The sequence below is a fragment of the Neorhizobium petrolearium genome, from assembly GCF_017873175.1.
Taxonomy (GTDB): Bacteria; Pseudomonadota; Alphaproteobacteria; order Rhizobiales; family Rhizobiaceae; genus Neorhizobium; species Neorhizobium petrolearium.
The window spans coordinates 235,209-259,545 of the sequence record NZ_JAGGJW010000004.1; the positions used below are offsets into that span (position 1 = coordinate 235,209).

A 24,337-nucleotide genomic window follows, 5' to 3' on the forward strand; every position below is an offset into this window, starting at 1 on the left:
ATGATTCATTGGCGCTCATGCCGGGGCCGCGCAGCAGTCCGCCTAAATACAGGAGAGGCATACCCGTGACGACGACATATGCTCCCGAGCGAACAACCGGTCGCGGGCAGACCGTTCAGCTCAACACCATTGAAATGCACTACGAAGAGTACGGAACTGGAAAGCCCTTGGTGCTGTTGCACGGGTTTGGCGGCTGTGCGCAGAACTGGTATCCCTTCATCGCCGAACTCTCGGAGCACCATCGACTGATCGTCGTGGACCTGCGCGGCCACGGTTACTCCACCAACCCCGGGAACAGGTTCACACATCGAGAAGCGGCCAACGACGTATTCCTCTTGCTGGAGAAGCTGGGAGTTGGGCAGTTCTCGGCCATGGGTATCAGTTCTGGCGGAATGGCGCTCCTGCACATGGCAACGAGCCAGCCTGAGCGCATCGACTCGATGGTGTTAATTAGCGCAACCACGCACTTCCCGGATCAGGCCAGGGCAATAATGCGCAGGGCTTCGATGGCCACCATGCCCCAACCGGTGCAGGAGATGTATCGGGAATGCGCAAAACGCGGTGACGAACAGATTCGTCAACTCATTTCACAGTTCAACGCGTTCGCCGAAAACTACGACGACATGAATTTCACGAAACAAAGCTTATCGACCATCACAGCTCGTACGCTCATCGTGCACGGTGATCGCGATAATTTTTTCCCCGTTGAAATTCCAGTAAGCATCTATCGTTCTATACCGGATGCCGAGTTGTGGATTGTTCCCGGCGGCGACCACGCGCCCATCTATGATTCCACGGTCCCATTCACCTCAACAGCCCTACGATTCCTTCGTGGGCCAGACTCAATGCCGGATTTCACCCCCGACTGACCTAATCCCGGGAACGAGCGTCGCCGATCAAATATGGGCAGGCCGGTTGCCTCGACGAGTCCTGAACTTCGGTTCCGGGGCACCAATTGAGCAAAATATTTGCATTCGCCGTTTTTCTTCGCAGTTTTCTTCCACTCAAAGCGTCCTAATTTCTGGCATCTAGGGTCGGAAATCAAATGCCAGCAAAGCATTGCTGAAAGGATGACGAAAATGATCCGGTTGAAAACCATTGTCGCTGCGGCCCTCATTCAGGCGGCGGCGATCATTCCCTCCCTCGCCGGCGAAAACCTTGCCGCCATCAAGTCGACCGGCGTCCTGAAGATCGGCACCGAGGGAACCTATGCGCCCTTCACCTATCACGATCAAAGCGGCAAGCTCGTCGGCTTCGACGTCGAGATCGGCGAAGCCGTTGCCGCGAAGCTCGGCGTCAAACCGGAATTCATCGAGGGCAAGTGGGACGGCCTGATCGCAGGCCTCGATGCAAAGCGCTACGACACGGTCATCAACCAGGTGGGCATCACCGAAGCGCGCAAGCAGAAGTACGACTTCTCCGACCCCTACATCGCCTCCAAGGCGGTGCTGATCGTCCGTGCGGACAATGACGACATCAAGGGCTTTGCCGATCTCAAGGGCAAGAAGTCGGCCCAGTCGCTGACCAGCAATTTCGGCAAGCTCGCCGAGCAGTCCGGTGCCGAACTCGTCGGCACGGACGGTTTCGACCAGTCGATCCAGCTTGTGCTGACGCGTCGCGCCGACGCCACGGTCAACGACAGCCTCTCCTTCCTCGATTTCAAGAAGCAGAAGCCCGATGCTCCGGTGAAGATCGCTGCCGAGCAGGAAAACGCCGACTATTCCGGCATCATCATCCGCAAGGGTGAACCGGAACTGCTGGAAGCCATCAACAAGGCGCTCACCGACATCAAGGCCGACGGCACCTATCAGAAGATTTCCGAGAAGTATTTCGGGCAGGATGTGTCCAAATAAAGGGAGCGGTTTCCGGTTTCCGCAAACTGCACTAATTGAAGACATTCAAAGCGTCCGGCGGCTGCGCCGGACGCGCTGTTTTTGAGGGGCACACCTTGCCGCACTGGCTTCAACTGATGTCGGATTCACTTCCGATGCTTTTATGGGCGGGCATCAAGTTCACCGTTCCGCTGACCTTGCTTTCCTTCACCTTCGGCCTGATCCTCGGCCTCGTGACGGCGGTCACCCGCCTGTTCGGGCCCAATCCCCTTGCGCTGATCGCGCGATTTTATGTCTGGGTGATCCGCGGCACACCGCTATTGGTGCAACTTTTCGTGATCTTCTACGGCCTTCCGAGCATCGGCATCCTGCTCGATGCCTTCCCGGCGGCGCTGATCGGCTTCACGCTCAATATCGGCGCCTACAGTTCCGAGATCATCCGGGCGGTCATCTCCTCCGTCCCCAAGGGGCAATGGGAAGCAGCCTATTCGATCGGCATGACATGGCGGCAAGCGATGAGCCGGACGGTCCTGCCGCAGGCCGCGCGGGTCGCGGTGCCGCCGCTCTCCAACACGTTCATTTCACTCGTCAAGGATACCTCGCTTGCGGCCGCGATTACCGTGCCGGAGCTTTTCCAGGCGGCCCAGCGCATCGTCGCCACCACTTACGAACCGCTTATCCTCTATATCGAAGCCGCCCTCATCTATCTCGTGCTGAGCTCGGTCCTCTCATCGCTGCAGGACAGGCTGGAAAAGCGCTTCGCCCGCTATGGCGGCATGCTGGAGGCAAATAGATGATCGAGCTTTCCCATATCGAAAAAAGCTTCGGCGATACCGCCGTCCTGAAGGACATCAGCATCCGCATTCCCGAGGGCAGCGTCACCGCGCTGGTCGGCCCGTCCGGCGGCGGCAAAAGCACGCTTCTGCGCTGCATCAACCTTCTGGAAATCCCGACCGCCGGTTCCGTGCGCATCGGCGACGAAAAGCTCGATTTCGCCCCCGGCAGGAAGATCGGCTGGCAGGCGATCCAGAAAATCCGCCGCCAGACCGGCATGGTGTTTCAGAATTTCCAACTCTTCCCACACCGAACGGCAATCGAGAACGTCATGGAAGGGCTGACCACCGTCCTGAAATGGCCGCGCGAGAAGGCACAGGCTCGCGCCATGGAGTTGCTGACCAAGGTCGGCATGGCGCACAAGGCGGATGCCTGGCCCTCCACACTCTCCGGTGGACAGCAGCAGCGCGTGGCGATCGCCCGGGCGCTGGCGCCTTCCCCGCGCGTTCTCCTTTGCGACGAGCCGACATCAGCCCTCGATCCCGAACTTTCCGCAGAGGTCGTCGACGTGCTGGGACGGCTTGCGAAGGAAGGAACGACCATGGTCATGGCAACGCACGACCTGCGCCTTGCCTCGCAGATCGCCAATCATGTCGTCTTCCTGGAAAACGGCAGCGTGGTCGAATCGGGCAGCGCCCAGGCGATCTTCAACTCTCCGAAACACGAGCGCACGCGACGGTTCGTTTCATCGATCAATGCGGCGCAGGGGCTTTCGCCAGGTTGATCGGACAGGTGGGTGGCTCAACGCTACCGCGCGTCATCAACAAAGCCTGAAGTTGCGGCAGCGGAACCGCATTGCCGGTAAAGCGGTTTTTCTGTAGTCAGGTCCGGCTGACCAGCAGGAGAACCAGGTTGATCAATCTCTTCGACACCATCCGCAACACGCTCGTGCCGATCCATAAGGAAGGCTATATCTTTGTGGCGGCCTTCTTCATCGCCTCGCTGATTCTCGGCTATATCGCTGAACCGCTGTTCTGGATCGGGCTTGTCCTGACGCTCTGGTGCGCCTATTTCTTCCGCGATCCGGAGCGCGCCGTGCCCCAGGACGACGATCTTGTACTGAGCCCTGCCGACGGGAAGATCTCGCATGTCGCCATGGTCGTGCCACCGGCTGAGCTCGAACTCGGCTCCGAGCCGATGCTGCGGATTTCCGTGTTCATGAACGTCTTCGACTGCCACATCAACCGTTCGCCGGTGCGTGGCCAGGTCTCCCGCATCGAATACCGCCCCGGCCAGTTCATCAACGCCGAACTCGACAAGGCGAGCGAGGACAACGAGCGCAACGGGCTTGTCATCGAAACCCGCCACGGCAAGATCGGTGTCGTGCAGATCGCCGGCCTCGTGGCGCGGCGCATCGTGTGCTGGGTGAAGTCCGGCGAGCCGGTGAATGCCGGGGAGCGCTTCGGGCTGATCCGCTTCGGCTCCAGGCTCGACGTCTTCGTGCCGTCCGGCGCTGAGCCACGCGTTTCCATCGGCCAGATCGCCATCGGCGGCGAGACCGTGCTTGCGGAATTCGGTTCGTCCAAGGGCCCGACCATCAGCCGCCGCACATGAGCGAAGAGCGAGAAAACCGCATGGAGACGCCCGCTTCGCCCCCGCAGCAGAACGAACCGAACCGTCCGAACGACGAGGCTCGCGGTCCGCGCCTGCGCGAAATCCCGATCCGGCTGATGGTACCGAACCTCATCACCGCGCTCGCCATCTGCGCGGGACTGACGGGCATCCGGCTCGCCTTCGAAGGACGTTACGAACTCGCCGTCGTCATGGTGCTCGCAGCCGCCTTCCTGGACGGTATCGACGGGCGCATCGCCCGGCTGCTCAAGGCAACGTCGAAATTCGGCGTGCAGATGGATTCGCTTGCCGACATCATCAATTTCGGCGTGGCGCCGGCGCTGGTCTCCTACGCCTTCCTGCTCGACAACGCCCGTTCGCCGGGCTGGATCGCGGCACTTCTCTACGCGATCGCCGCCGGGCTTCGGCTTGCCCGCTTCAACGTCATGGCGGACCGCGAAGTGAAGGCGCCGTGGCAATCGGAATTTTTTGTCGGCGTGCCGGCCCCTATGGGGGCCATGCTGGTGCTGCTGCCGGTCTATCTGGGCTTCCTCGGCGTCGAGCCTACCCCTTTCTTCGTCTACGGAAGCGTCGCCTACACGGTGCTGATCGGCTACCTGCTCGTCTCCCGCCTGCCGGTCTGGTCCGGCAAGTCGAGCCGCATCCGCCGCGATCTCATGCTGCCAATCCTGCTCGGTGTCGTGCTCTATGTGGCGCTGCTGATGAGTTACACCTGGCAGGTGCTGTCCGTTACCGTCATCGCCTATCTCTGCGTGCTGCCCTTCAGCGCGCGCGCCTGGCAGCGTCGCTACGGCACGATTACAATCGAGGATGACGGCACGAGCGTCTGAACCCTCGCTCGTGACAAGCTGCAACTTCCGCGCAACAGTTTCCGGCAAGACGACAGCTCCGTGAAAGGCTGGCGACGACGCCGGGTAGTTGGTCACGATTCCGCCCTGTTTCATGGGAAAAGCCGCGATGGACGCAACCGAATCGCGCGTGTGACAGAGACAGCCATGAGCACAGAAAAGCCAGCCAAGAAAACCGAAACCAAGCAGGATATCACCCCACCCTACCGCCCCCTGGCGCTCAAGGCCGTTGTTGCCGCCGCGCTGATGCTGAAGCGCAAGCCGAAGCTCAACCCGACCGGTTAAAGCCCGCCTTCATTCCTATTCGCCGCCAAGGAAGCTCAAAAGCAGCCCGAGCGCGAGCAGGCCCATCACAACGCCGATGACGACATCCAGAACCCGCCAGGCGGCGGGTCTCGCAAAGAACGGCGCTAGAAATCGCGCGCCGTAGCCAAGCCCGAAGAACCACAGGAACGAGGCGATCGCCGCACCGGCGCCGTAGGCCACGCGTTCCATCCCTTCGAAGGCCGCCGACAAGCTGCCAAGCAGCACGACCGTGTCCAGATAGACATGCGGATTGAGAAAGGTGAAGGCGAGGCAGGTCAGGACCGCTGCCTTCAGCCCCATCGGTTCCGGTACACCGGTCACCAGGGCGCCGGGCTTTGCCGCGCGGCGGAAGGCCATGACCGAATAGGTGCCGAGGAAGACGGTGCCGCAGAGCGTCACCACCTGGATCAGCGCCGGCGAGCGCGAGACGATCGTGCCAAGGCCGCCGACGCCCGCGGCGATCAACAATGCATCCGAAAGCGCGCAGATCAGGCAAAGAATGAAGACATGGCTGCGGATCAGGCCCTGCCGCAGGATAAAGGCGTTCTGGGCCCCGATCGCGACAATGAGCGATCCACCGAGCGCAAGACCGGAAAAACCGGCGGAAAACAGGTTCATGGAAGTATCCGTTTGAAGAAAGCCGAAGGATCAGAAGAGCGACATCTGCGAGGAGTCCGGTTTCGCCTTCTTCGGCAGCTCCTCTTCCGGCGGGCTGACCGCGACCGGTTTCTGCAGGTCCGGCCCCATGTTGGAAACCTTGTTGACGAGGTCGGAAACCGGCAGCGCCTCGAAGAAATCCTCCTGGACCGGCTGCATCAGGTCGGCCACCTCGCGCGGTTCGCGCGTCTTGCAGTCGAGCCAGCGGTCGAAATCCTCCGGCTTGATGACCACCGGCATCCGCTCATGGATAGGATGGATCGCGGCATTCGCCCTTGTCGTCATGATCGCCGCCGTATCAACTTCCGAACCGTCGGCCGATGACCAGGTCTCCATCAACCCGGCAAAGGCGATGACGCCGCCCCTTTTCGGCCGCACCCAATAGGCCTGCGGCCTGACACCTGTCTCCTTCGGCGGCCGGCGCCATTCGTAAAAGCCGGTCGCGGGGATCAGGATGCGGCGGTGGCGCATGGCGGCGCGGAAGGAAGCCTTGCCGATCGCCGTTTCGGAGCGCGCGTTGATCAGCAGCGGAAACTCCTTCGGGTCCTTCACCCAGCCGGGAATGAAGCCCCAGCGGGCGAGGAACGCGCGGCGCTCCGGCAGGTTGCTGCCGGGCTCACGCCGTTCCGACGACATCACGACGAGGATCGGTTGCGTCGGCGCAATGTTGTAGCGGGCCGGGAAATCGTCGAGATCCGCCAGATCGAAGAATTCCGAAATCTCTTTGGGAGTGGCCGTCAGGGCGTAGCGTCCGCACATGCGAACCTAGATGGCATCGGGCTTGCGAAGGGTCAAGCGGGTCTACGCGCTTCTCGGACCGAAGAGGATGATCGCTCCTCCGGCAAGGCAGACCGCAACGCCAAGCACATCCCAGCGATCCGGCACCCGTGCCTCAACCGCCCACAGCCAGAGGATGGAGGCGAGGATATAGATGCCGCCATAGGCCGCGTAGGTGCGTCCCGCCGCCTCGCTCGGCACCAGCGCCAAGGCCCAGGCGAAGAGGATCAGCGACACCATGCCCGGCGCCATCCACCAGACGGGCTTTCCAAGCCGGAGCCAGGCCCAGAAAGCAAAGCAGCCGGCGATCTCGGCAAGGGCAGCTAAGGCGTAGAGGGTGTAGGTTTTCATGGATGTATCACTTGCAGGACTGTAGCTTACGCGCTACATATCTCACATGATCGAAATCCTGGAAACCGAAATCTACTCGGCTTGGTTTACCAGGTTGCGAGATGAGCGTGCGAAGACCCGGATCAACACTCGCATCTATCGCTTATCTCTTGGCAATCCCGGCGATGTAAAGCCTGTTGGCTCCGGCATCAGCGAAATGCGCATCGACTATGGACCAGGTTATCGAATCTATTTCACACGCCGTGGGGAGAAGCTGATCATCCTGCTGTGCGGCGGCGATAAATCCAGCCAGTCGGCCGATATCGCTTCGGCCAAAGCACTGGCCGCGGATCTGGAGGAATGACGATGGCTGTCAAAACGAAGAAATGGGATATCGTTGAACATCTGGATAGTGACGAGCGCATTGCGCTCTTTCTGGAAGCGGTATTCGAGGATGGCGATCCAGCGGTTATCGCAGCCGCGATTGGCGATGTTGCTCGTGCCCGGGGTATGAGCCAAGTTGCCAAGGACGCCGGCTTGTCTCGTGAAAATCTCTATCGAGCGCTCAGCGAAGGCGGTAATCCGGAGTTCGCGACCATCCTGAAAGTCATTCGCGCAATAGGGTATGATTTAACCATCGTGCCCCACGGCGCCGCGGCCCGCTGAATCGAAAAGACATAGCATGCCCTCCTCCCCTCAACCTGCATCCTCCGCCATTCTCGAACGGGAAGGCCGGTTCCTGCTGATCCGGCGGATCAACCCGCCGTCGGCCGATCTGTTCGCCTTTCCGGGCGGGCGCGGCGAGCCCGGAGAGACGCCGGACCAGACGGCACTCAGGGAATTCTTCGAGGAGACCGGCATTGCCGTCCGCAACCCCATTCTGTTCGCGACCTACGACATCAGGAGCGAGAAAGACGACGGCAGACATTTCTTTCTCTCGGTCTTTCGCGTCGAGGCGGATGCCGACACCGAAGCGATTGCCGCCGATGACGCCGCCGATCCCGGCTGGTATACGGTCGAGGAGATCCGCCTGCTTCCGGTGCCGCCGAGCGTGCTTGAATGCGTCGAGAGACTGGCGGCGGAGCTGAATGCCCGGTAAGAGATGCCGATACGCCGGGACTCGTTCATGAAGCACAGTTTGCGATTTGCCCTCACTCTCCTGTTGCCGGTTCTGGTGGCGGCACCTCTCGCCGCCCAGACAGCCAAGCAGCCGGCGGCGAAACAGCAGTCAACTCTTCCTCCCCCACAACCACCGGCGGAGGAAAAACCGGCGCCTTATGAAGCGCAACTCACCCGCCTTGCAGAGGTTCTGGGATCGATCCAATACCTCAGGTCGCTCTGCGGCGCACCGGGCTCCGACTGGCGCGCGGCCATGCAGCAACTGCTGGACGCCGATACGGCGAACGAACCCAAGCGCCGCGAGAAACTGACGGCCGCCTTCAACCGTGGCTATCGCTCCTTTGCGGCTGTCCACTCCTCCTGCACGGACGCGGCAAGGATCGCGGAGGAGCGATACCGTAACGAAGGCGCAACACTTGCCGCAGAAATTGCCGCACGTTTCGGAAATTAGAGGATTATTTACCTCTTTTCGCAGGAGGCCGTGTCGTTTTGATAAAAGACTGATAAAGTTTTTAACGGGCTAGTAATCAAACGGGCACCGAGGACGAGAGAATGCAAGCAGGCCGCAATGACATCGACGACATGATTGTGCATGAGAAGATGCAGGCTGCCTTGGAATATCAGAGTGAAGCCTGGGCTGACGGCCGGGCTGACGGTATCGAAACGGAGATCATCGCTGACGCAGCCCTGGTGCTTGCTATGCGGGAAACCATCCGAATCCATGGCGAGACCGGAGCCGAAGCCATGCTTGAATCGCTTCGGACCCGCATGCTCGCAGGCGAGTTCTCCCCCGAGCGCACGGTCCAGTAAACAACCGAGGTTTCCCATGCGCGGCGCAGCGGAAACGACCATGCACCAAACCTTCATTCGCCTTTCCATGGCGGTGCTGTTTGCCGTTGGTGGCACGGCGGCCGGCAGTCACGCCTTTGCCTTTTCCGAGCTCTCACCGGGTGTCGAATCTCCTCGGGAGCCCCAGCGCTCCCAAAAGGTGGAAGACCTCGAAGCCTTCGAGGGTACGACGCTGCCCCAGCCAGGCCCGGCAATCGATCGATCGACACAGGTCGACGAGAAACCGGCTGCGGCGCCCGATACCGATGCCGGCAAGACCGTAGCCGATGACAACGCGCCGCTCGAAATCATTCATGACATGTCGAAACTGCCGGCACCGGTCAAACAGATGCGCGAGCAGATCGTCGAAGCCGCCGCCTCCGGAGATATCGAGCGCTTGCGTCCGCTGATCGGAACCGGAGCCGGCCAGACCCTGGTGATGAACGGCGAAAGCGATGATCCGATCGAGACGCTGAAAGGCTTTTCCGGTGATCCGGACGGTCAGGAAATCCTGGCGATCCTGCTCGACATCCTCTCGACGAGCGCTGCCCATTTTGACACCGGCACGCCGGACGAGACCTATGTCTGGCCCTATTTCACCGGCAAGTCGCTTGCCACGCTGACCCCGCCGGAGCGTGTCGACCTGCTCCGTATCGTCACGGCCGGTGATCTCGCGGGCATGGAAGAGAACGGCAACTACAACTTCTTCCGCGTGGGCATCACGCCGGACGGCAAATGGAAGTTCTTCTCGGGCGGCGATTGAGAGATTGTGGGCTCGCAGAACGGTTGCTCTTTTCAATCGCCTCCCCTCAACCGACAAAATCTATGACTGAGTTACGGCTCAGGATCGGGATTGATCGATCGCTCACGGACCCTGCGTCTTCGCTCCGTTGATTCAACCAAGGGCACGACTTGTCCCCGCCCCGCGAAAGACTTAACTCTCAGTTTCAGAACAACCGGATTCCCGTGCCATGTCCGCCGCCTATCTTCCAACGCGAAGCCTGATCCGCCTTTCCGGCAAGGATGCGCAGGATTTCCTGCAGGGGCTGATCACCACCGATATCGATGGGCTGCCCGAAAACGAGGCGCGGCCGGGCGCGCTTTTAACCCCGCAAGGCAAGATCCTCTTCGATTTCATCGTCTGGCGGGATGGCGACGGTTTCGTCATCGAAACCGATGCCGACCAGCGGGAAGCACTCGTCCGCCGGCTCACCATGTACAAGCTACGCGCGGCGGTCGACATCGCGCCCGATGCTGCGGAAGGCGTCACGGTCTTCTGGGGCGACGACGCGGACAAGGGAAGCATAAAGGACGCCGCCTTCGAGAAAGCCGGAATCCCGCTTACCCGCGTGCCGGGCAAACAGGCCGGGGGACCGGAAGAGGCTTATCATGCGCTCCGCGTCGAAGCAGGCCTCACGCTCTCCGGCCATGATTACGCATTGCAGGACGCCTTTCCGCATGACGTCCTGCTTGACCTCGCAGGCGGGCTTTCCTTCCGTAAAGGCTGCTATGTCGGCCAGGAAGTCGTCTCCCGCATGCAGCATCGCGGCTCAGCGCGGCGACGCGTGGCGCTGGTTTCAGGCGATGAGCAGTTGCCTCGCTCCGGCACGGAGATCATCGCCGGCGGCAAGACCGTCGGCGCCCTCGGCTCGGTTGCCGGGAACAAGGGGCTTGCAATCGTCCGCGTCGACCGCGCCGGCGATGCCCTGGCGCGAGGCCTCCCGCTGATCGCCGGCGATGTGCCGGTGACGCTGACGCTGCCCGAATGGACGGGACTTTCCTTCCCCGTCGAGGCGGAAGAGGCCGAACCGTGAGAGCGGCCAAGACTCCTGCCTCGATTTCCGCCCGTGCGGCCCGCGCCTGGCAACGCATGCTGTCGGGGCGAAGACTCGACCTGCTCGACCCCTCTCCACTCGACGTCGAAATCTCCGACATCGCCCATGGGCTTGCCCGCGTCGCCCGCTGGAACGGCCAGACACGCGGCGATCATGCCTTTTCCGTCGCCCAGCACTGCCTCGTGGTGGAGGAGATTTTTCGCCGCTGCAATGAACCCTGCACGGCGGAGGCGTTGCAGATGACGCTGCTACACGATGCGCCGGAATATGTCATCGGCGACATGATTTCGCCGTTCAAATCGGTTGTCGGCGGCGACTACAAGGCCGTCGAGCAGAGGCTCGAAGCGGCCGTCCACCTGCGCTTCGGCCTGCCGCCGCATCCCTCCCGCGAACTCAAGGCGCTGATCAAGAAGGCCGATACGATCGCCGCCTTTTTCGAGGCGACCGAGCTTGCCGGCTTCTCCGTTGCCGAAGCGCGGAAATTCTTCGGCCAGCCGCGCGGCATTACCCGCGACATGCTGCCGATCGATCCCATGCCGGCAACCGAAGCGCAGCAGCGCTTTCTCGATCGCTTCCACGAGATCGAGGCGGAGCGGGCGGCAGACAAGAGAGCGAGCAAAGCCTCATGACGGGGATCGTCGTGTGCCCGCTTGCCAGCATCGCCGAAATGGCGGTCCGGCACCGCGCCCGGGAAATGGTAAGCCTGATCGCCGAGAGCCAGGATTTCCATCGGCCGGGCGTCATTTCCGCGAACCGCCACCTGAAGCTTGCGATGAACGATATCGGCTTTGCCGGAACGGGCGACCTGGTGGCGCCGAGCGAAACGCATGTGAAAAGCCTGATCGGCTTCGTGCGGGACTGGGACCAGTCGGCACCGATCATCATCCATTGCTGGATGGGCGTTTCCCGCTCGCCGGCCGCGGCGGTGATCGCCACCCTTTCGCTCCACCCCGAAGAGGATGATTTCGCGCTCGCCGCACGGCTGCGTGAAGCGGCGCCGCATGCGACGCCGAATTCCCGGCTGATCGAGATCGGCGACCGGATGCTGAACCGCGGCGGCCGGCTTATCGCCGCCATCAAGGGCATCGGGCGCGGCGCGGAGACGGACGGCAGGGCATCCTTCGTGCTTGCACCAAGACCCCGCAATGAAGCCAAAAGTTGAATTTTCATAATTGGTTAGCCTGAGGCCGAAAAGCTCGTTTTTTATCTTGACCTCGCTGCATTCTGCGCCAATTACCGCCGAGCCAAATACCGGGAAGAGATTCCAGACCCTCAGGTAGCTTCCCGCAGCATTTCCGGTAAGAGCGGACCTCCGGCTCCTCAAGGAGCGGACGAGCCGGCGATGGCGCGGGTCTGAAGGAAAGGATGCATCGGGTCCGGCTTTACGAGGAGCCGGACCCGATGTGCACCTCAATGGGACATGGACGAACGGTGCGCCCAGCCGGTCATGCGCATCTCGATCCAGGCCATCAGCGCGTACATGGCGATGCCTTCGACCGCGAGCGCCAAGAGGCCTGCGAAGACGAGAGGCACGTTGAACTGGCTCTGCGCCGAGCTCATCATATAGCCGAGCCCGTAATTCGAGGCGACCGTTTCCGACACAACGGAACCGACGAAGGCGAGCGTAATGGCGATCTTCAGCGAACCGAAAAAGTAGGGCATGGAGCGCGGAATGCCGACCTTCAGCATGATGTCCATCTTCTTCGCGCCGAGCGCGCGCAAGACATCTTCGGTTTCCGGCTCGATCGTCGCCAACCCCGTTGCGACGTTGACGACGATCGGGAAGAAGGAAATCAGGAAGGCGGTCAGCACCGCCGGAACGGCGCCGATGCCGAACCAGATGACCAGGATCGGCACCAGCGCCACTTTCGGGATCACGTTGAAGCCGATCATCAGCGGATAGAGCCCGGCATAGATGGTCTTCGACCAGCCGACGAAGAGGCCGAGCGCCAGCCCCGCCGCCACAGCGATCGCAAAGCCTACGGTGGTCGTATAGAGAGTTTGCAGCGAGTTCTTCCAGATCGGCGACCAGTATTGCATGATCGCCTCAAAGACGCGGGTCGGCGCGGGCAGGATGGTGGGCGGCATGTCGAGCGCCATCACCAGCAGTTCCCAGAGGACGAAAAGGCCGAGCGTGTAAAGCCAGGGTGCCAGACTCGTCCAGTTGACGCGGGCCAGGAGCGGCCGGGCGGGTGCCGCAGATGAGGCGGTGTTTTCCGTGACGGCACTCATGCGACCACCCTCGCGCTGGCAATCTCACCGTGCAGTTCATGCACCATGTCGTTGAAGCCTTTTTCGTACATGACGTCGAGATCGCGAGGCCTGGCGAAGGGCACAACATGCTCCTTCAACACCCGGCCGGGACGCGCGCTCATCACGAAGATGCGGTCGGCGAGGAAGGTCGCCTCGCGCAGGTCGTGGGTGACCAGGATGATCGTCACGCCCTGCGCGGCGTGCAGGTCGCGGATGACGCACCAGAGCTCCTCGCGTGTAAACGCGTCAAGCGCGCCGAAGGGCTCGTCGAGCATCAGGAGTTCCGGCTCGTGGATCAGCGCGCGGCAGAGATTGGCGCGCTGCTGCATGCCGCCGGAAAGTTGCCAGGGAAATTTCGATCCGAAGCCCTTGAGGCCGACGGTCTCCAGCAGGTGTTCGGCCTTCTCGACATATTCCTTTTTATGGGCGCGAAGCCGGTGGCGGTGCTTTTCGACGATCTCCAGCGGCAAGAGGATGTTGTCGAGCGTGGTTCGCCAGGGCAGCATGGTCGGGTTCTGGAAGGCCATGCCGACGATCGACACGGGCTCGGTCACCTGGCTGCCGGCGACGATCACCACGCCGCTCTGCGGGATATGCAGCCCAGTGACGAGCTTCATCAGAGTCGACTTGCCGCAGCCGGAAGGGCCGACGACGGCGGCGAACTCTCCCTTGTCGACCTTCATCGTGAGGCCGGAGACCGCGAGCGTGCCGTTTACGCCGCCATAGCGCATGTCGACGTTGTCAATGGAAACGAGGTGAGGCATGGGGTCTCCGTTCTGGCGCTAACTCCCTCTTCTCCCCAGCGGGGAGAAGGTGGCTCGAAGAGCCGGATGAGGGGGCCTATGCCAGGTTCCGCCGACGCTTTCCGCTCAGGGCGTCGTTTCGCTCCCCCTCATCTGCCCTATCGAGCATCTTCTCCTCAGCTGGGGAGAAGACAATTCCAGTTACGGCAGCATCCGCTCCGCCTTGGGCGGCAGATAGCTTGCGTCGAACACCTGCTCCGCCTTCACATTGCCCTTCAGACCCATGGAGACCTTGAGCGTGTCTATCGAGGCGGAAAGACGCGCCGGATCGACGCCGCCGAAACCATTCTCCACGACATAGGGCGTCTTGATGTTCATGGAATTCGCCATGGTCAGGCGCTCGACCTCGATATCCTTGTTGAGCGTCTCGTTGCGCTTCAGGACGGCGGCGGCGCCCTCTTCCGGATTGGCGACGGCATCGGCAAAGCCCTTGGTGAGCGCCTTCAGGAAGCCCTTCACGGCATCCGGATTTTTCTCGGCAAAATCAGCATTGACCAGAACGGCATTGCCATAAAGGTTGAGGCCGTGTTCGGCCATCAGGATGGTGGCGATATCCTCGTTTTTGATGCCCTGCGCCTTCAGGTTCAGGATCACCGAGAAGGCAAAACCGAAAACGGCATCGACATCGCCCTTGGCGAGCATCGGCTCGCGGACCGGGAAGCCGATCGACTCGATAGTGATCTTGCTGTCATCAATCTTGGCGACCTGCTTGAAGGCCTTCCACTGGGCAAATGCGCCGTCCGGCGGCGGGGCGCCGAGTTTCTTGCCCTCCAGCGACTTCGGATCGTCCGTGACCCCGAGCGACTTGCGGCCGACGACGGCAAACGTCGGGCGCTCATAGATCATCATCACCGCCTTGATCTTCTGCGACGGATCCTCGTCGAGGAACTTGATCAGCGAGTTGATGTCGCCGAAGCCCATCTGATAGGCGCCGGTCGCCACGCGCGGGATCGCCTCGACCGAGCCGTTGCCGGTATCGATCGTGACATCCAGCCCTTCGGCCTTGAAGTAGCCCTTGTCCTGAGCGAGCAGGAAACCGGCAGCCGGGCCTTCGAATTTCCAGTCGAGTGTGAACTTGACCGGCGTCTCGGCCAGCGCCGACGCGGCAGGCACGGAAAAGCCGGCGGCAAACGCCAGCGCCGCAGCGGCCGAAAGTTTGGAAAACAGTCTGCGCGAGATCATGAAAATGGGTCCCCTCAAAGTTTCTTTTGTTCGGATGAGTTGCATCCAAGCGCTTCTTCAGCTCTCGCGCAAGCCGAAACTGCACATAAAGTCATCATATTTTAATATCGGTCAATTTGTATGCATACGCCTGTCTTGTGCGCAATATCATGGCGCGATTTTCAGCAGGAGGCTGGCCCTTCCCTTCCTTCGTCCGGCAATTGTATAACCTCTGGAACATTCCACCCCGCTTGCGAGGATGCCGATGATCGAACTCCTGCTCCTTATCCTGGTCATCGTCATGGTGGGCCTCAACAGCAGAACCGGAAAACGTCTTGGCGCGCTCGAAAAGGAGCTGGAGGCGATCAAGGCGGACCTCTCGAAACGGCAGACGGTTGCTCCACCCTCATCCGTGACGGCGATTTCAGCGGAGGCCGCAGTGGACGCCATCCAGGACGAGCCGGTCTCCCCGATCGAGCTCGCGGCACGCGAGGCGCATGAGGAAGCGCCCGCCGTGGCAACGCAGCCGGCCGTTGTGGCAGAAGATGTCGGCACCGGCCAGGAGACCGTGACGCCCGGGCCTGTCCCGCAGCCGGCGGCAGCCCAGGCAAGGACCCGCGAAAATCTGGAAAGCTATCTCGGTGCCCGCTGGCCCGTCTGGGTGGGCGGCGTGGCGCTTGCTTTCGGCGGTATCTTCCTGGTGCGCTATTCGATCGAGGCAGGGCTGCTCGGACCGGCCGCACGGCTTACGCTTGCCGGTATTTTCGGGCTCCTGCTGCTTGCCGCCGGCGAGATCGTCCGCCGCCGCGCCATGCCGCAGATTTCCGAGCGCTACAGTCATGCGATGATCCCCGGCGCGCTGACGGCGGCCGGCGCGGTAACGTTGCTCGCGGCGATCTATGCGGCTTACGGCATCTACGAGTTCATCGGCCCGGCCTCGGCCTTCGTTCTGCTGGCACTCGTCTCGTTCGCGACGATCGCGCTGTCGCTCCTGCATGGGCAGGCGCTTGCCGGCCTCGGCCTGCTCGCCTCGCTGCTGACACCGGGCCTCGTCGCAACCGAAGAGCCGAACGCCACGGCGCTCTTCCTCTTTCTCGGCCTCACCTGGCTTGCGGTGAATGCCGCCTCGCGCTTCCGCCGGTGGACGGTCGTGCCGATGCTCGCCAATATCGGCGTCGGGCTCTGGGCCGTCGCCTATGTGGCCGGCTCCGACGCCTTCGATCCCCTGCCGCCCGTGCTGGCGCTGATCGTGATGATCGCCGGCACCGGCTTCTTCTGGCCCGGCTCGCGCTACGAAGCCGGCGCGTCAGCCAGAACGGGATGGCGCGGCCTTCTTCTCCGGCCGCCGTTGAAGATCACGCTTTCCATCGCGATCATGACCATGCTGCCGGCGCTTGTCATGGTGTTGCGCCATGCGGAAGGCGCAGGAATGGTGTTATTCGGCTTTGTTGCCATCACGGCCACGCTTGCGGCACTCGGCGCCAGCCGCATCCATGCAGTCTGGCCGGCGATAATCGCCGCCGCGGGCTCCATCCTGGGCATTACCATCACCGCCCTGACTTGGTTCGATTATGTGCCGCAATCGGTGCTTCCCGCTCCGGCTGACGGCCAGCCGGCGCAAGCATTGACCTTCACCAACGAAATCACCGTCTATCTCCTGCTCGGCGCGGTCTTCACGCTTCTGGGCTTCGCCTTTCTCAGGCGCTTCCGCAGACCGGAACCGGAATTTTCCATTGTCTGGGCCTTCCTCATGCCGGCCGTGCCGGTGGCGCTTGCCTTCATCAGCTTCCTGAATTTCGGAAACCTCGGGCGCGACTGGATGCACGGGCTTTACGGCCTCGGCCTCGGGCTGGCGCTTCTCGGCGCGGCCGAATGGCTGTTCCGGCAAGGCGGCGATGCGACGGAGGGCGGGACCGGCCCGTCCGTCGACTGGCCCGCCAATCTCCTGGTCGCCGGCTCCTTCGGGGGCTTCACGCTGGCGCTGCATGCGCTGACCAACGGCATCGTGACGACCATCCTCGTCTCCGTGCTCGGCTTTGCCTATCTTCTGGCGATGCGCGCAAAACCCTGGCCGGCGCTGCCGTGGATGATGGCCGCCGCCACGCTGATCGTCTTCGGCCGCATCGCCTGGGAGCCGACGCTGATCGGCCCGAACAGCCTCGGCACCACGCCCTTCCTCAATGCACTGCTGCCCGGCTACGGCATACCCACACTGCTTGCGATCGTCTCCGCCTGGCTTCTCAGGGAATCGCCGGATTTCCGCATCCGCAACCTCATGCAGGCGCTCGCGTCGCTCGCAGCACTGATGACGATCGCCGTTCTGGTGCGCCACGCGATGAACGGCGGCGTGCTGGACAGCCGGGTCCCGACGCTCGGCGAGCAGTCGATCTACACGCTCGTCACTGTCGGCTTCTCGGGCATCCTGATGACGCTCGACCTTCGGTCGCCAAGCCCCGTCTTCCGCTTCGGCTCGATGATCGCCGGGGTGATCGCGACGATCAACGTGCTGTCGCTGCACATCTTCGCGCTCAACCCCTATTTCAGCGGCGAAAACACCGGACGCTGGCCCTTCTTCAACCTGCTCCTGATCGGCTATCTGCTGCCGGCGCTGGCCTACGGCCTCGTCGCCTGGTATGCGCGCGGCCGCCGGCCGATGCCTTATGTGGCGATGCTTGCAGTGGCCGGTGCTGTGCTCGGCTTCCTCTGGGCCACGCTTTCGGTGCGCCGCTTCTGGCAGGGCGACAATATCGCCGACTGGAAGGGGTTCCTGCAGGGCGAGACCTATACCTATTCGGTCGTGTGGCTCTTGATCGGCGTGGCACTGCTCGCGCTGGGCTCGAAGCTCGACGCCAAGAGCCTCCGGCTTGCCTCGGCCGGCCTCGTCCTGATCGCGGTCGTGAAAGTATTCCTCATCGACATGTCGAACCTCGAAGGCATATTGAGGGCGCTCTCCTTCATCGGCCTCGGCGCGGTGCTGATCGGCATCGGGCTTTTCTACCAGCGCATTCTGGTCAACAGGAGTGCGAACCCCGCTCCTGCTGATTCTCCAGCCGATTCCCAGGGAACCACATCGTGACCCCATCCATCGCCGTCGCCTTCCAGCCCTACAGGACGCTGGCCGAAGCACTCATCCCGCACGCGACGGAGGGCGATGACGGCAGTCATGACATCGCCCACATCCTGCGTGTCTTCAAGAACGCCATGCGCATCCACGCCAGGGAAGGAGGCGACGGGCGCGTGCTGGCGGCAGCCGTGCTGCTGCACGATTGCGTGTCGGTCGAGAAGAACTCGCCGTTGCGTTCCCAGGCCTCGCGGCTGGCAGCGGAAAAGGCGTCCGGCATTCTGACTGAGATGGGGTGGGGCAAAGCGGATATCGCCGCGGTTGCCCACGCCATCGCAGCCCACAGCTTTTCGGCCAATATTGCGCCGGAAACGCTAGAGGCGAAGATATTGCAGGATGCCGACCGGCTGGATGCGATCGGCATGGTGGGCGCAGCACGCTGCTTCTACATCGCCGGGCGGATGGGCTCCGGCCTCTACGACCCGGCCGACCCGCTTGCCAAGGAACGGCCGCTCGACGACAAGGCGTTCGCGATCGACCATTTCGAACTGAAGCTGTTCAAGCTCACCGACGGTTTCCAGACCGCGGCCGGCCGGGCACTTGCCGCCGAACGGCACGCGCGCCTCAAGCAGGTGCTCGACCTTTTCATCGACGAAATCTGAGGACTATTTCCATGCGCGTCAGCCAACTCAATTTCTACCCCCTGAAAAGCGGCCGCGGGATTTCGCTCAATGAGGCCGAAATCGCGGCGGAAGGCATTCCCGGCGACCGGCGGATGATGGTGACCGATCCGACCGGCCACTTCATCACGCAGCGGGAACTGCAGGCGCTGGCGCAGCTTCAAGTCACGCCCGGGGACGGCGGCTTCCGCTTTTTGATCGAGGGCAAGGGCGAGATTTTCGTAGAGCAGCCGCCGAGAGACCGGCGGATGGATGTCGCCGTGTGGAAATCCATCGTCAATGCGGCGGTGGCCGACGATGCGGTCAACGAGACGCTGTCCGGATGGCTGGGACGCGATGTCCGGCTCGTCTTCTTCGACGATCAGGCGAAGCGCACGGCGAGCGCCGAATGGGCCGGTCCGGATTCACCCGTTACCTTCTCAGACGGATACCAGGTGCTCGTGACGACGACCGGATCGCTCGCGGCGCTGAACGCCGATATGCAGAGAAATGGCGAAGGCTCGGTCGGCATGGAACGTTTCCGGCCGAACATCGTGCTCGATCACGAGGAGCCCTGGGCCGAAGACAATTGGGAAGGCATCGAGATTTCCGGCATCCGCTTCGATTTCGTCAAACCCTGCGCCCGCTGCATCATGACCACCCAGGACCAGGCGACCGGATCGCGCGAGGTTCCGAGCCCGATACCGGCCATGGGCCGCATCCGCATGTCGGCCGACCGGCGCGTACCGGGGCCTCTGTTCGGCTGGAATGCCGTACCGCGCGACACCGGGCGGATCAGGGTCGGGGATGAGGCGACGGTCATCGCGGAGCGCGAGGCCTGGGCGATCAAGCGGCGAGGGTGAGCGAGACGCCGATGATCGCCACGGAAAGGCTCATTCTCCGGCCTCCCAGACTGACGGACGTCCCGGCTCTTTTCGAATTCCTCGGCGATCCGAAGGCCATGCAGTTCACCCATGTGGACGGTTCGCAGAAGGAATGCCGGCGGCGGGTAGCCGCGCATGAATGGCAGCGGCGTAAGGACGGCTACGCGCCCTGGACGGCGGAACTGAAGGAGAGCGGCCGGATCATCGGCTGGGGCGGGCTTTACGACGATCCCTTCGATCCGGGCTGGGGCGTTGAACTCGGCTACTATTTCCACCCCGATGCCTGGGGACAGGGTTTCGGCAGCGAACTGACGCAAGCGGCGATGAGGGAGGCCGACGAGGTGCTGAAGCTACCGAAGGTCGCAGCATTCGCGCGACCAGAGAATGTCGCCTCGCGACGTCTGCTGGAGAAGGCGGGCTTCCAGATGATGCGTTATGTGCCAGAGATGGAGCGCTTGTATTTCGAACGGCAGAGATCTGGGCCTGCCGCCGAAGGCGTCACATAATCTCACCCTCCCCTCGAGGGGAGGGTCAGTCTGCCGCACCACCTTGCCGACACTACTCCGCGGGATTTAAAGCAGCCGAGCCCGGCGTGGCTTCCTGGGCCGGACTGCTCAACCGGCCATAACCGGCAAGCATGGTCACGAACGCCACCGCGCCGCCGGCGACCGCCACCCAGAAGCCGTTCGACGCGCCATAGGCATCGATCGTCCAGCCGGCGAGCGAGGAGCCGGCGGCAAAGCCGATGCCGACGCCGGTCATGGCATAGGTAATACCCTCGGTGAGCTGCGACGCGGGCACGATGCGCTCGATCAGGCTCATGCCGGTGATGAAGGTCGGCGAGATCGCCGCACCGGCGAGAAACACGACCAGCGTCAGCGCCCAGAGATTGCCGACGAAGGGCATGGGCAGCGTCGTGACGGCGGCAATGAGGCTCGCAAGGACCAACCGGCGGGCAAGCGGCGTCTTGAACTCGATCGCGCCGATCACAAGGCCGACGATGAAGGAACCGGCGGCATAGGCGGACAGGACATAGCTTGCAGCCCCCTTGTGTCCCATGGCTTCGGCAAAGGCGACCACCGACACTTCCGCCGTGCCGAAGATCGCACCCATGCCGGCAAAGACCGTCACGACGAACCACATGGGAAGAAGCCGCATGACCGAGCCGCCATTCCTGATCCGATGCGGGTCGACCTTCGGTTCGGTGGATTTCTGGGCGACGAAGAGCATCGTGCCGATTGCAAGGAAAGCGGCGGAGGCCAGCACGCCCGCTTCCGGGAAGAGAGAGACGCTCAAGCCGATACCGAAGATCGGGCCGCAGATATAGACAACCTCGTCCATCACCGATTCGAAGGCAAATGCGGTATGAAGCTCCGGCCGGTCGCGGTAGATCTCCGTCCAGCGGGCGCGCACCAGCGCCATCATGCTCGGCATGACCCCGGCGACCACGGCGAAGACGAAGAGCGTCCAGTTCGGCCAGCGCGCCCAGGCTGCAGCGGCAAGTGCCACGAGTGCGGCGACGGTGACGATCGTCGTCGGCACCAACACAGCCGACTGGCCCTTGTTGTCCACCCACCGAGAGACCTGCGGCGCGATGAAGGCATTGGCGAGCGCGAAGGTGGCCGAGACCGCACCGGCGATCCAGTATTCGCCATGGGTCTGGGAAAGCATGGCGACAAGGCCGATCGTCGTCATCGGCAGCGGCAGGCGGGCAACAAAAGCGGCCGCGGCAAAACCTTTCGTCCCCGGCCTTCGGAATATTTCGCGATAGGGATTGGGCATATCGGAATCCTTGGGTTATCTTGAATGACCACTTACATACGCCGCGTATGTAAGCTAAATAATCACATACGTTGCGCATGTCAATTAACATACGCTGCGTATGCGAATAATTTTCGGAGTCCGTATGGCGCAGAAAATAGGGCATAAGCCCCGCAAGGAAATGATCGCCGAAACGAAGGGCAAGCTGATCGCCGCCGCCCGTCGCGCATTTGCGACGCGAGGTTACGCCGAAGCCTCGATGGACGACTTCACCGCCGAGGCAGGGCTGACGCGCGGCGCGCTCTACCATCATTTCGGCGACAAGAAAGGCCTGTTCCAGGCGGTGATCGCCGAGATAGACGCGGAAATGTCCGACCGGCTCTGCGCCATTTCCAGCAAGGCGCAAACCGCCTGGCAGGGCTTCGTCGACGAAAACATCGCCTATATCGAGATGGCCCTGGAACCCGAGATACAGCGCATCATGCTGCTCGACGGGCCGGCGGTGCTCGGCGATCCTTCCAGCTGGCCGAACCAGAACGCCTGCATCCGCACCATGACCGCCAGCATCCAGAAGCTGATGGACGAGGGCACGATCCGCGACGTGGATGCGGAGGCGACCGCACGGCTTGTCAATGGCGCGACCTTGAGCGCCGCACTCTGGATCGCCAGCGCAGAAGACCCTCAGGCCGTGTCGAAGAAGGCGGTCGGTGCGTTTTTGGTGATGGTCTCGGGATTGTTGAAGGAGAAGGCGGGGGCGTGAGACGGCATCCGGTTTTGCCGAGGATGCCAAAACGATTTGCACTGCCGCAAGCAATCCCGATAGTTTGAGCTCGAAAACCAGGAGCCCCGGAATCAAGGAGAGGCTAATGGGATATTTCCGCTTGCCGATTTTGATTTTTGCGCTGATTGCTGTCTTTGTCTGGCCCCAGCCATCGCAAGCCCAGAACGAGAGCAGCTCTTCCCGGCCGCTGACAGTGGGGGTCTATGTAAGCCAGCCTTTCGTGATGAAGGATGGCGCACTCTATTCCGGAATGGCGATCGAGCTGTGGGAGGCGACAGCCAGACCGCTGAACCTCGTTTACAGCTACCGTGACTATCCGAGCCCCGACGCCCTCGTCGCGGCGACGGAACGCGGCGAGATCGATGTGGCGGTCACCAACCTGACGATCACCAAGGACCGGGTTGAGCGCATCACCTTTTCGCAGCCCTGGTACGATGCCGGCTTGCGCATCATGGTGGCCGATAGCGAGGATGCAGGCTTCTGGCAGGTCATCGGCGGGCTGGAGCGGGCCGGGCACCTCCGCGCCATGGCATGGCTCGTCTTCATCGTCCTCATTGCCACGCTCGTTCTCGTGCTGTTTTATCGCCGCTTCGACAAGACCTTTCCGCGAAGCTGGCACGAGGGCGTGGCCGAGAGCTTCTACGAAGTCATGTCGGTCGCGACGTCCGGCAAGGTCACTCGTCCCAACGCGCTCGGCTGGGTGGGAAGGATCTCCGGCGGCATCTGGATGGTTTGCGGAGTGGCGGTGATTGCCTACGTCACCTCATCCGTCACCAGCGTCATGACGGCGCTGACGCTGACGCACCAGATCAACTCCCTTGCCGATCTGCCCGGGCGAACGGTCGGTGTGTTCCGCGGTAGCGTGGCGGAGGCTTACTCAAACGAATTGCGGCTTTCGACGACGTCATATCCCGATATCGGCAGCGCGGTGGAAGGCCTCGTCTCCGGCAGTTCCGTCGCTCTCATCGGCGACGCGCCTGTGCTGGAATATTACGCGCATACCCATACGAAGCCACCTTTCTCCGTCGTCGGGCCGATCTTCCATCCCGACAAATACGGCTTTGGCTTCAGGCACGGCGATACGCTCAGCCATGAAATCACACTGCGGCTCCTGGCGCTGCAAGAGGCGGGGGCGCTCGAAAACCTGAGACAGAAATATTTCGGCAACAGCCGCTGACCGGTCATGGCCCCCCTTCATCGCTGTCCTGATTTGAGACGTCATCCCGGCGGCCGGATCAATTCAGGATAACCATACCGGATCACCTGCACTTGAGAAAAAGCGTCATGAACCTACCCTTAACGGTCGGGCGTGGGAACGTTTTCCCTCGGCGCTACAAGTCGCAGGCCCTTTAGAGATCACGGAAGTCTGGCGAAACTCAACAGGGGATATCACCATGAATCGCTTCGCTTTATCCGTTTTTGCCGTTCTCGCCATCCTATGGCTCGCGCCGCAGGCCAATGCCCAGGCAACGGTCGAATGCCATTCGAGAGACTATCAGTATGACGAGTGCTTCGCCGGGCCGCTGAGACAGCCGCAGCTCATCCACCAAATCTCCGGCAGTTCATGCATTCTGAACCGGTCATGGGGATACAACCCGAGAAGCCGGTACATCTGGGTCGCTCAAGGCTGCTCCGGGGTTTTCGCCGATGTCGGCGGCTATCATCACGGACGCGGCGACGGTTTCGACCAGAATGCGAGAATGTACGATCATCGCGGCCATGACATCGGAGGAGCGGTGGCCGGCGCGGTGCTCGGCGCCATCCTTGAGGGACTAGCCGATGAAGGCGAGAAAAAACACCAGCATCATACCAGCAACCATCACGACGGCGGCGGATACAACGGATGCCATGGCATCGGATGCAAGGTCGACAATCCTGACCAGGCCATCGATACCAGGCCGCAGTTCGACAGACAGGGCAATCCCAACTTCGATGTGCATGGCAACTATCAGGGATGCCATGGCGCCGGGTGCCTGGTCGATGATCCGGACAGCGCCAATTGAGGTCGCGACCCGATTTTTGAGAGAGGAGAAAGT

Annotated in this window: 30 protein-coding genes; 23 read left to right on the top strand and 7 right to left on the bottom strand. The window is 62.1% G+C overall.

Features of this window, described 5'->3' with window-relative positions; all coding sequences use genetic code 11:
• The first annotated feature begins 65 nt into the window (after positions 1-65).
• The 7 genes from J2046_RS09485 (at position 66) to J2046_RS09515 (ending at position 5,371) form a co-directional block, all read left to right on the top strand.
• On the top strand, positions 66-869 hold the full coding sequence (locus J2046_RS09485) for an alpha/beta fold hydrolase (RefSeq protein ID WP_210051128.1): 804 nt from the start codon (positions 66-68) through the stop codon (positions 867-869).
• A 210-nt stretch (positions 870-1,079) separates the two neighbouring features.
• Entirely contained in the window at positions 1,080-1,853 is a 774-nt protein-coding gene (locus J2046_RS09490) for an amino acid ABC transporter substrate-binding protein (protein WP_210051130.1), read from the top strand.
• A 95-nt stretch (positions 1,854-1,948) separates the two neighbouring features.
• The gene (locus J2046_RS09495) at positions 1,949-2,629 is read left to right on the top strand and encodes an amino acid ABC transporter permease (protein ID WP_037150886.1); all 681 of its coding nucleotides are present in this window, start codon (positions 1,949-1,951) and stop codon (positions 2,627-2,629) included.
• Positions 2,626-3,390, top strand: coding sequence for an amino acid ABC transporter ATP-binding protein (locus J2046_RS09500; protein ID WP_210051131.1), 765 nt, complete (start codon positions 2,626-2,628; stop codon positions 3,388-3,390). The genes J2046_RS09495 and J2046_RS09500 overlap by 4 nt, the downstream gene beginning before the upstream one ends.
• A 131-nt stretch (positions 3,391-3,521) precedes the next feature.
• A complete protein-coding gene (locus tag J2046_RS09505) occupies positions 3,522-4,220 on the top strand; it encodes a phosphatidylserine decarboxylase (protein WP_210051623.1) in 699 nt (232 codons plus the stop codon).
• A 20-nt stretch (positions 4,221-4,240) separates the two neighbouring features.
• Positions 4,241-5,068 (top strand): CDP-alcohol phosphatidyltransferase family protein, encoded by an 828-nt coding sequence (locus tag J2046_RS09510; protein ID WP_210051132.1) that lies wholly within the window; start codon positions 4,241-4,243, stop codon positions 5,066-5,068.
• Positions 5,069-5,233: 165 nt separating this feature from the next.
• The gene (locus J2046_RS09515) at positions 5,234-5,371 is read left to right on the top strand and encodes a hypothetical protein (RefSeq protein ID WP_210051133.1); all 138 of its coding nucleotides are present in this window, start codon (positions 5,234-5,236) and stop codon (positions 5,369-5,371) included.
• Between the two features lie 15 nt (positions 5,372-5,386).
• Here the strand turns inward: J2046_RS09515 and J2046_RS09520 are convergent, their stop codons facing one another.
• Genes J2046_RS09520 through J2046_RS09530 form a run of 3 tightly spaced genes read right to left on the bottom strand, consistent with a single transcriptional unit; the run spans position 5,387 to position 7,177 of the window.
• Entirely contained in the window at positions 5,387-6,004 is a 618-nt protein-coding gene (locus tag J2046_RS09520; RefSeq protein WP_210051624.1) for a LysE/ArgO family amino acid transporter, read from the bottom strand.
• A gap of 36 nt (positions 6,005-6,040) precedes the next feature.
• Positions 6,041-6,808 (bottom strand): SOS response-associated peptidase, encoded by a 768-nt coding sequence (locus J2046_RS09525; RefSeq protein ID WP_210051134.1) that lies wholly within the window; start codon positions 6,806-6,808, stop codon positions 6,041-6,043.
• A gap of 42 nt (positions 6,809-6,850) precedes the next feature.
• Positions 6,851-7,177: a YnfA family protein gene (locus tag J2046_RS09530; RefSeq protein WP_210051135.1), complete on the bottom strand. Its 327-nt coding sequence runs from the start codon at positions 7,175-7,177 to the stop codon at positions 6,851-6,853.
• Between the two features lie 46 nt (positions 7,178-7,223).
• On the opposite strand from J2046_RS09530, the gene J2046_RS09535 reads away from it, so the two are divergent.
• The 9 genes from J2046_RS09535 (at position 7,224) to J2046_RS09575 (ending at position 12,100) form a co-directional block, all read left to right on the top strand.
• Positions 7,224-7,520 (top strand): type II toxin-antitoxin system RelE/ParE family toxin, encoded by a 297-nt coding sequence (locus tag J2046_RS09535; RefSeq protein WP_210051136.1) that lies wholly within the window; start codon positions 7,224-7,226, stop codon positions 7,518-7,520.
• A 2-nt stretch (positions 7,521-7,522) separates the two neighbouring features.
• Positions 7,523-7,822, top strand: a complete 300-nt coding sequence (locus J2046_RS09540) for an addiction module antidote protein (RefSeq protein ID WP_210051137.1) — start codon at positions 7,523-7,525, stop codon at positions 7,820-7,822.
• Positions 7,823-7,838: 16 nt separating this feature from the next.
• A complete protein-coding gene (locus J2046_RS09545) occupies positions 7,839-8,255 on the top strand; it encodes an NUDIX hydrolase (RefSeq protein WP_210051138.1) in 417 nt (138 codons plus the stop codon).
• 27 nt (positions 8,256-8,282) lie between these two features.
• Entirely contained in the window at positions 8,283-8,726 is a 444-nt protein-coding gene (locus J2046_RS09550; protein WP_210051140.1) for a TIGR02301 family protein, read from the top strand.
• A 101-nt stretch (positions 8,727-8,827) separates the two neighbouring features.
• A complete protein-coding gene (locus J2046_RS09555; protein WP_037150430.1) occupies positions 8,828-9,085 on the top strand; it encodes a hypothetical protein in 258 nt (85 codons plus the stop codon).
• A 40-nt stretch (positions 9,086-9,125) separates the two neighbouring features.
• Positions 9,126-9,866, top strand: coding sequence for a hypothetical protein (locus tag J2046_RS09560; protein ID WP_233469649.1), 741 nt, complete (start codon positions 9,126-9,128; stop codon positions 9,864-9,866).
• 208 nt (positions 9,867-10,074) lie between these two features.
• Positions 10,075-10,917, top strand: a complete 843-nt coding sequence (ygfZ, locus tag J2046_RS09565; RefSeq protein WP_210051143.1) for a CAF17-like 4Fe-4S cluster assembly/insertion protein YgfZ — start codon at positions 10,075-10,077, stop codon at positions 10,915-10,917.
• 56 nt (positions 10,918-10,973) lie between these two features.
• Positions 10,974-11,567 carry a YfbR-like 5'-deoxynucleotidase gene (locus J2046_RS09570; RefSeq protein ID WP_233469672.1) on the top strand — a complete coding sequence of 198 codons (594 nt, stop codon included), beginning with the start codon at positions 10,974-10,976 and terminating at the stop codon, positions 11,565-11,567.
• Positions 11,564-12,100, top strand: coding sequence for a tyrosine phosphatase family protein (locus J2046_RS09575; protein ID WP_210051146.1), 537 nt, complete (start codon positions 11,564-11,566; stop codon positions 12,098-12,100). The genes J2046_RS09570 and J2046_RS09575 overlap by 4 nt, the downstream gene beginning before the upstream one ends.
• Positions 12,101-12,348: 248 nt before the next feature.
• Here J2046_RS09575 and J2046_RS09580 read toward each other — a convergent pair whose 3' ends face one another.
• The 3 genes from J2046_RS09580 to J2046_RS09590 form a co-directional block, all read right to left on the bottom strand.
• Entirely contained in the window at positions 12,349-13,170 is an 822-nt protein-coding gene (locus J2046_RS09580; RefSeq protein WP_210051148.1) for an ABC transporter permease, read from the bottom strand.
• Entirely contained in the window at positions 13,167-13,955 is a 789-nt protein-coding gene (locus J2046_RS09585) for an ABC transporter ATP-binding protein (protein ID WP_210051149.1), read from the bottom strand. The genes J2046_RS09580 and J2046_RS09585 overlap by 4 nt, the downstream gene beginning before the upstream one ends.
• A gap of 180 nt (positions 13,956-14,135) precedes the next feature.
• Positions 14,136-15,176, bottom strand: coding sequence for an ABC transporter substrate-binding protein (locus J2046_RS09590; protein ID WP_210051150.1), 1,041 nt, complete (start codon positions 15,174-15,176; stop codon positions 14,136-14,138).
• A 244-nt stretch (positions 15,177-15,420) separates the two neighbouring features.
• On the opposite strand from J2046_RS09590, the gene J2046_RS09595 reads away from it, so the two are divergent.
• Genes J2046_RS09595 through J2046_RS09610 form a run of 4 tightly spaced genes read left to right on the top strand, consistent with a single transcriptional unit; the run spans position 15,421 to position 20,265 of the window.
• Positions 15,421-18,231, top strand: a complete 2,811-nt coding sequence (locus J2046_RS09595) for a DUF2339 domain-containing protein (protein ID WP_210051151.1) — start codon at positions 15,421-15,423, stop codon at positions 18,229-18,231.
• A complete protein-coding gene (locus J2046_RS09600) occupies positions 18,228-18,878 on the top strand; it encodes an HD domain-containing protein (RefSeq protein WP_411828484.1) in 651 nt (216 codons plus the stop codon). Before J2046_RS09595 ends, J2046_RS09600 begins: the two co-directional genes overlap by 4 nt.
• Positions 18,879-18,889: 11 nt before the next feature.
• Positions 18,890-19,738 carry an MOSC domain-containing protein gene (locus J2046_RS09605; RefSeq protein ID WP_210051152.1) on the top strand — a complete coding sequence of 283 codons (849 nt, stop codon included), beginning with the start codon at positions 18,890-18,892 and terminating at the stop codon, positions 19,736-19,738.
• Between the two features lie 11 nt (positions 19,739-19,749).
• Positions 19,750-20,265, top strand: a complete 516-nt coding sequence (locus J2046_RS09610) for a GNAT family N-acetyltransferase (protein WP_210051153.1) — start codon at positions 19,750-19,752, stop codon at positions 20,263-20,265.
• 52 nt (positions 20,266-20,317) lie between these two features.
• On the opposite strand, the gene J2046_RS09615 is transcribed toward J2046_RS09610, so the two are convergent.
• Positions 20,318-21,541 (bottom strand): MFS transporter, encoded by a 1,224-nt coding sequence (locus J2046_RS09615; RefSeq protein WP_210051154.1) that lies wholly within the window; start codon positions 21,539-21,541, stop codon positions 20,318-20,320.
• A 124-nt stretch (positions 21,542-21,665) separates the two neighbouring features.
• On the opposite strand from J2046_RS09615, the gene J2046_RS09620 reads away from it, so the two are divergent.
• The 3 genes from J2046_RS09620 to J2046_RS09630 all read left to right on the top strand — a co-directional run bounded on the left by J2046_RS09620 (position 21,666) and on the right by J2046_RS09630 (position 24,304).
• The gene (locus J2046_RS09620) at positions 21,666-22,280 is read left to right on the top strand and encodes a TetR/AcrR family transcriptional regulator (RefSeq protein WP_227702321.1); all 615 of its coding nucleotides are present in this window, start codon (positions 21,666-21,668) and stop codon (positions 22,278-22,280) included.
• A 106-nt stretch (positions 22,281-22,386) separates the two neighbouring features.
• A complete protein-coding gene (locus J2046_RS09625) occupies positions 22,387-23,478 on the top strand; it encodes a transporter substrate-binding domain-containing protein (protein ID WP_210051155.1) in 1,092 nt (363 codons plus the stop codon).
• Between the two features lie 217 nt (positions 23,479-23,695).
• Positions 23,696-24,304: a DUF3011 domain-containing protein gene (locus tag J2046_RS09630; RefSeq protein ID WP_210051156.1), complete on the top strand. Its 609-nt coding sequence runs from the start codon at positions 23,696-23,698 to the stop codon at positions 24,302-24,304.
• The last annotated feature ends 33 nt before the right edge of the window (positions 24,305-24,337 follow it).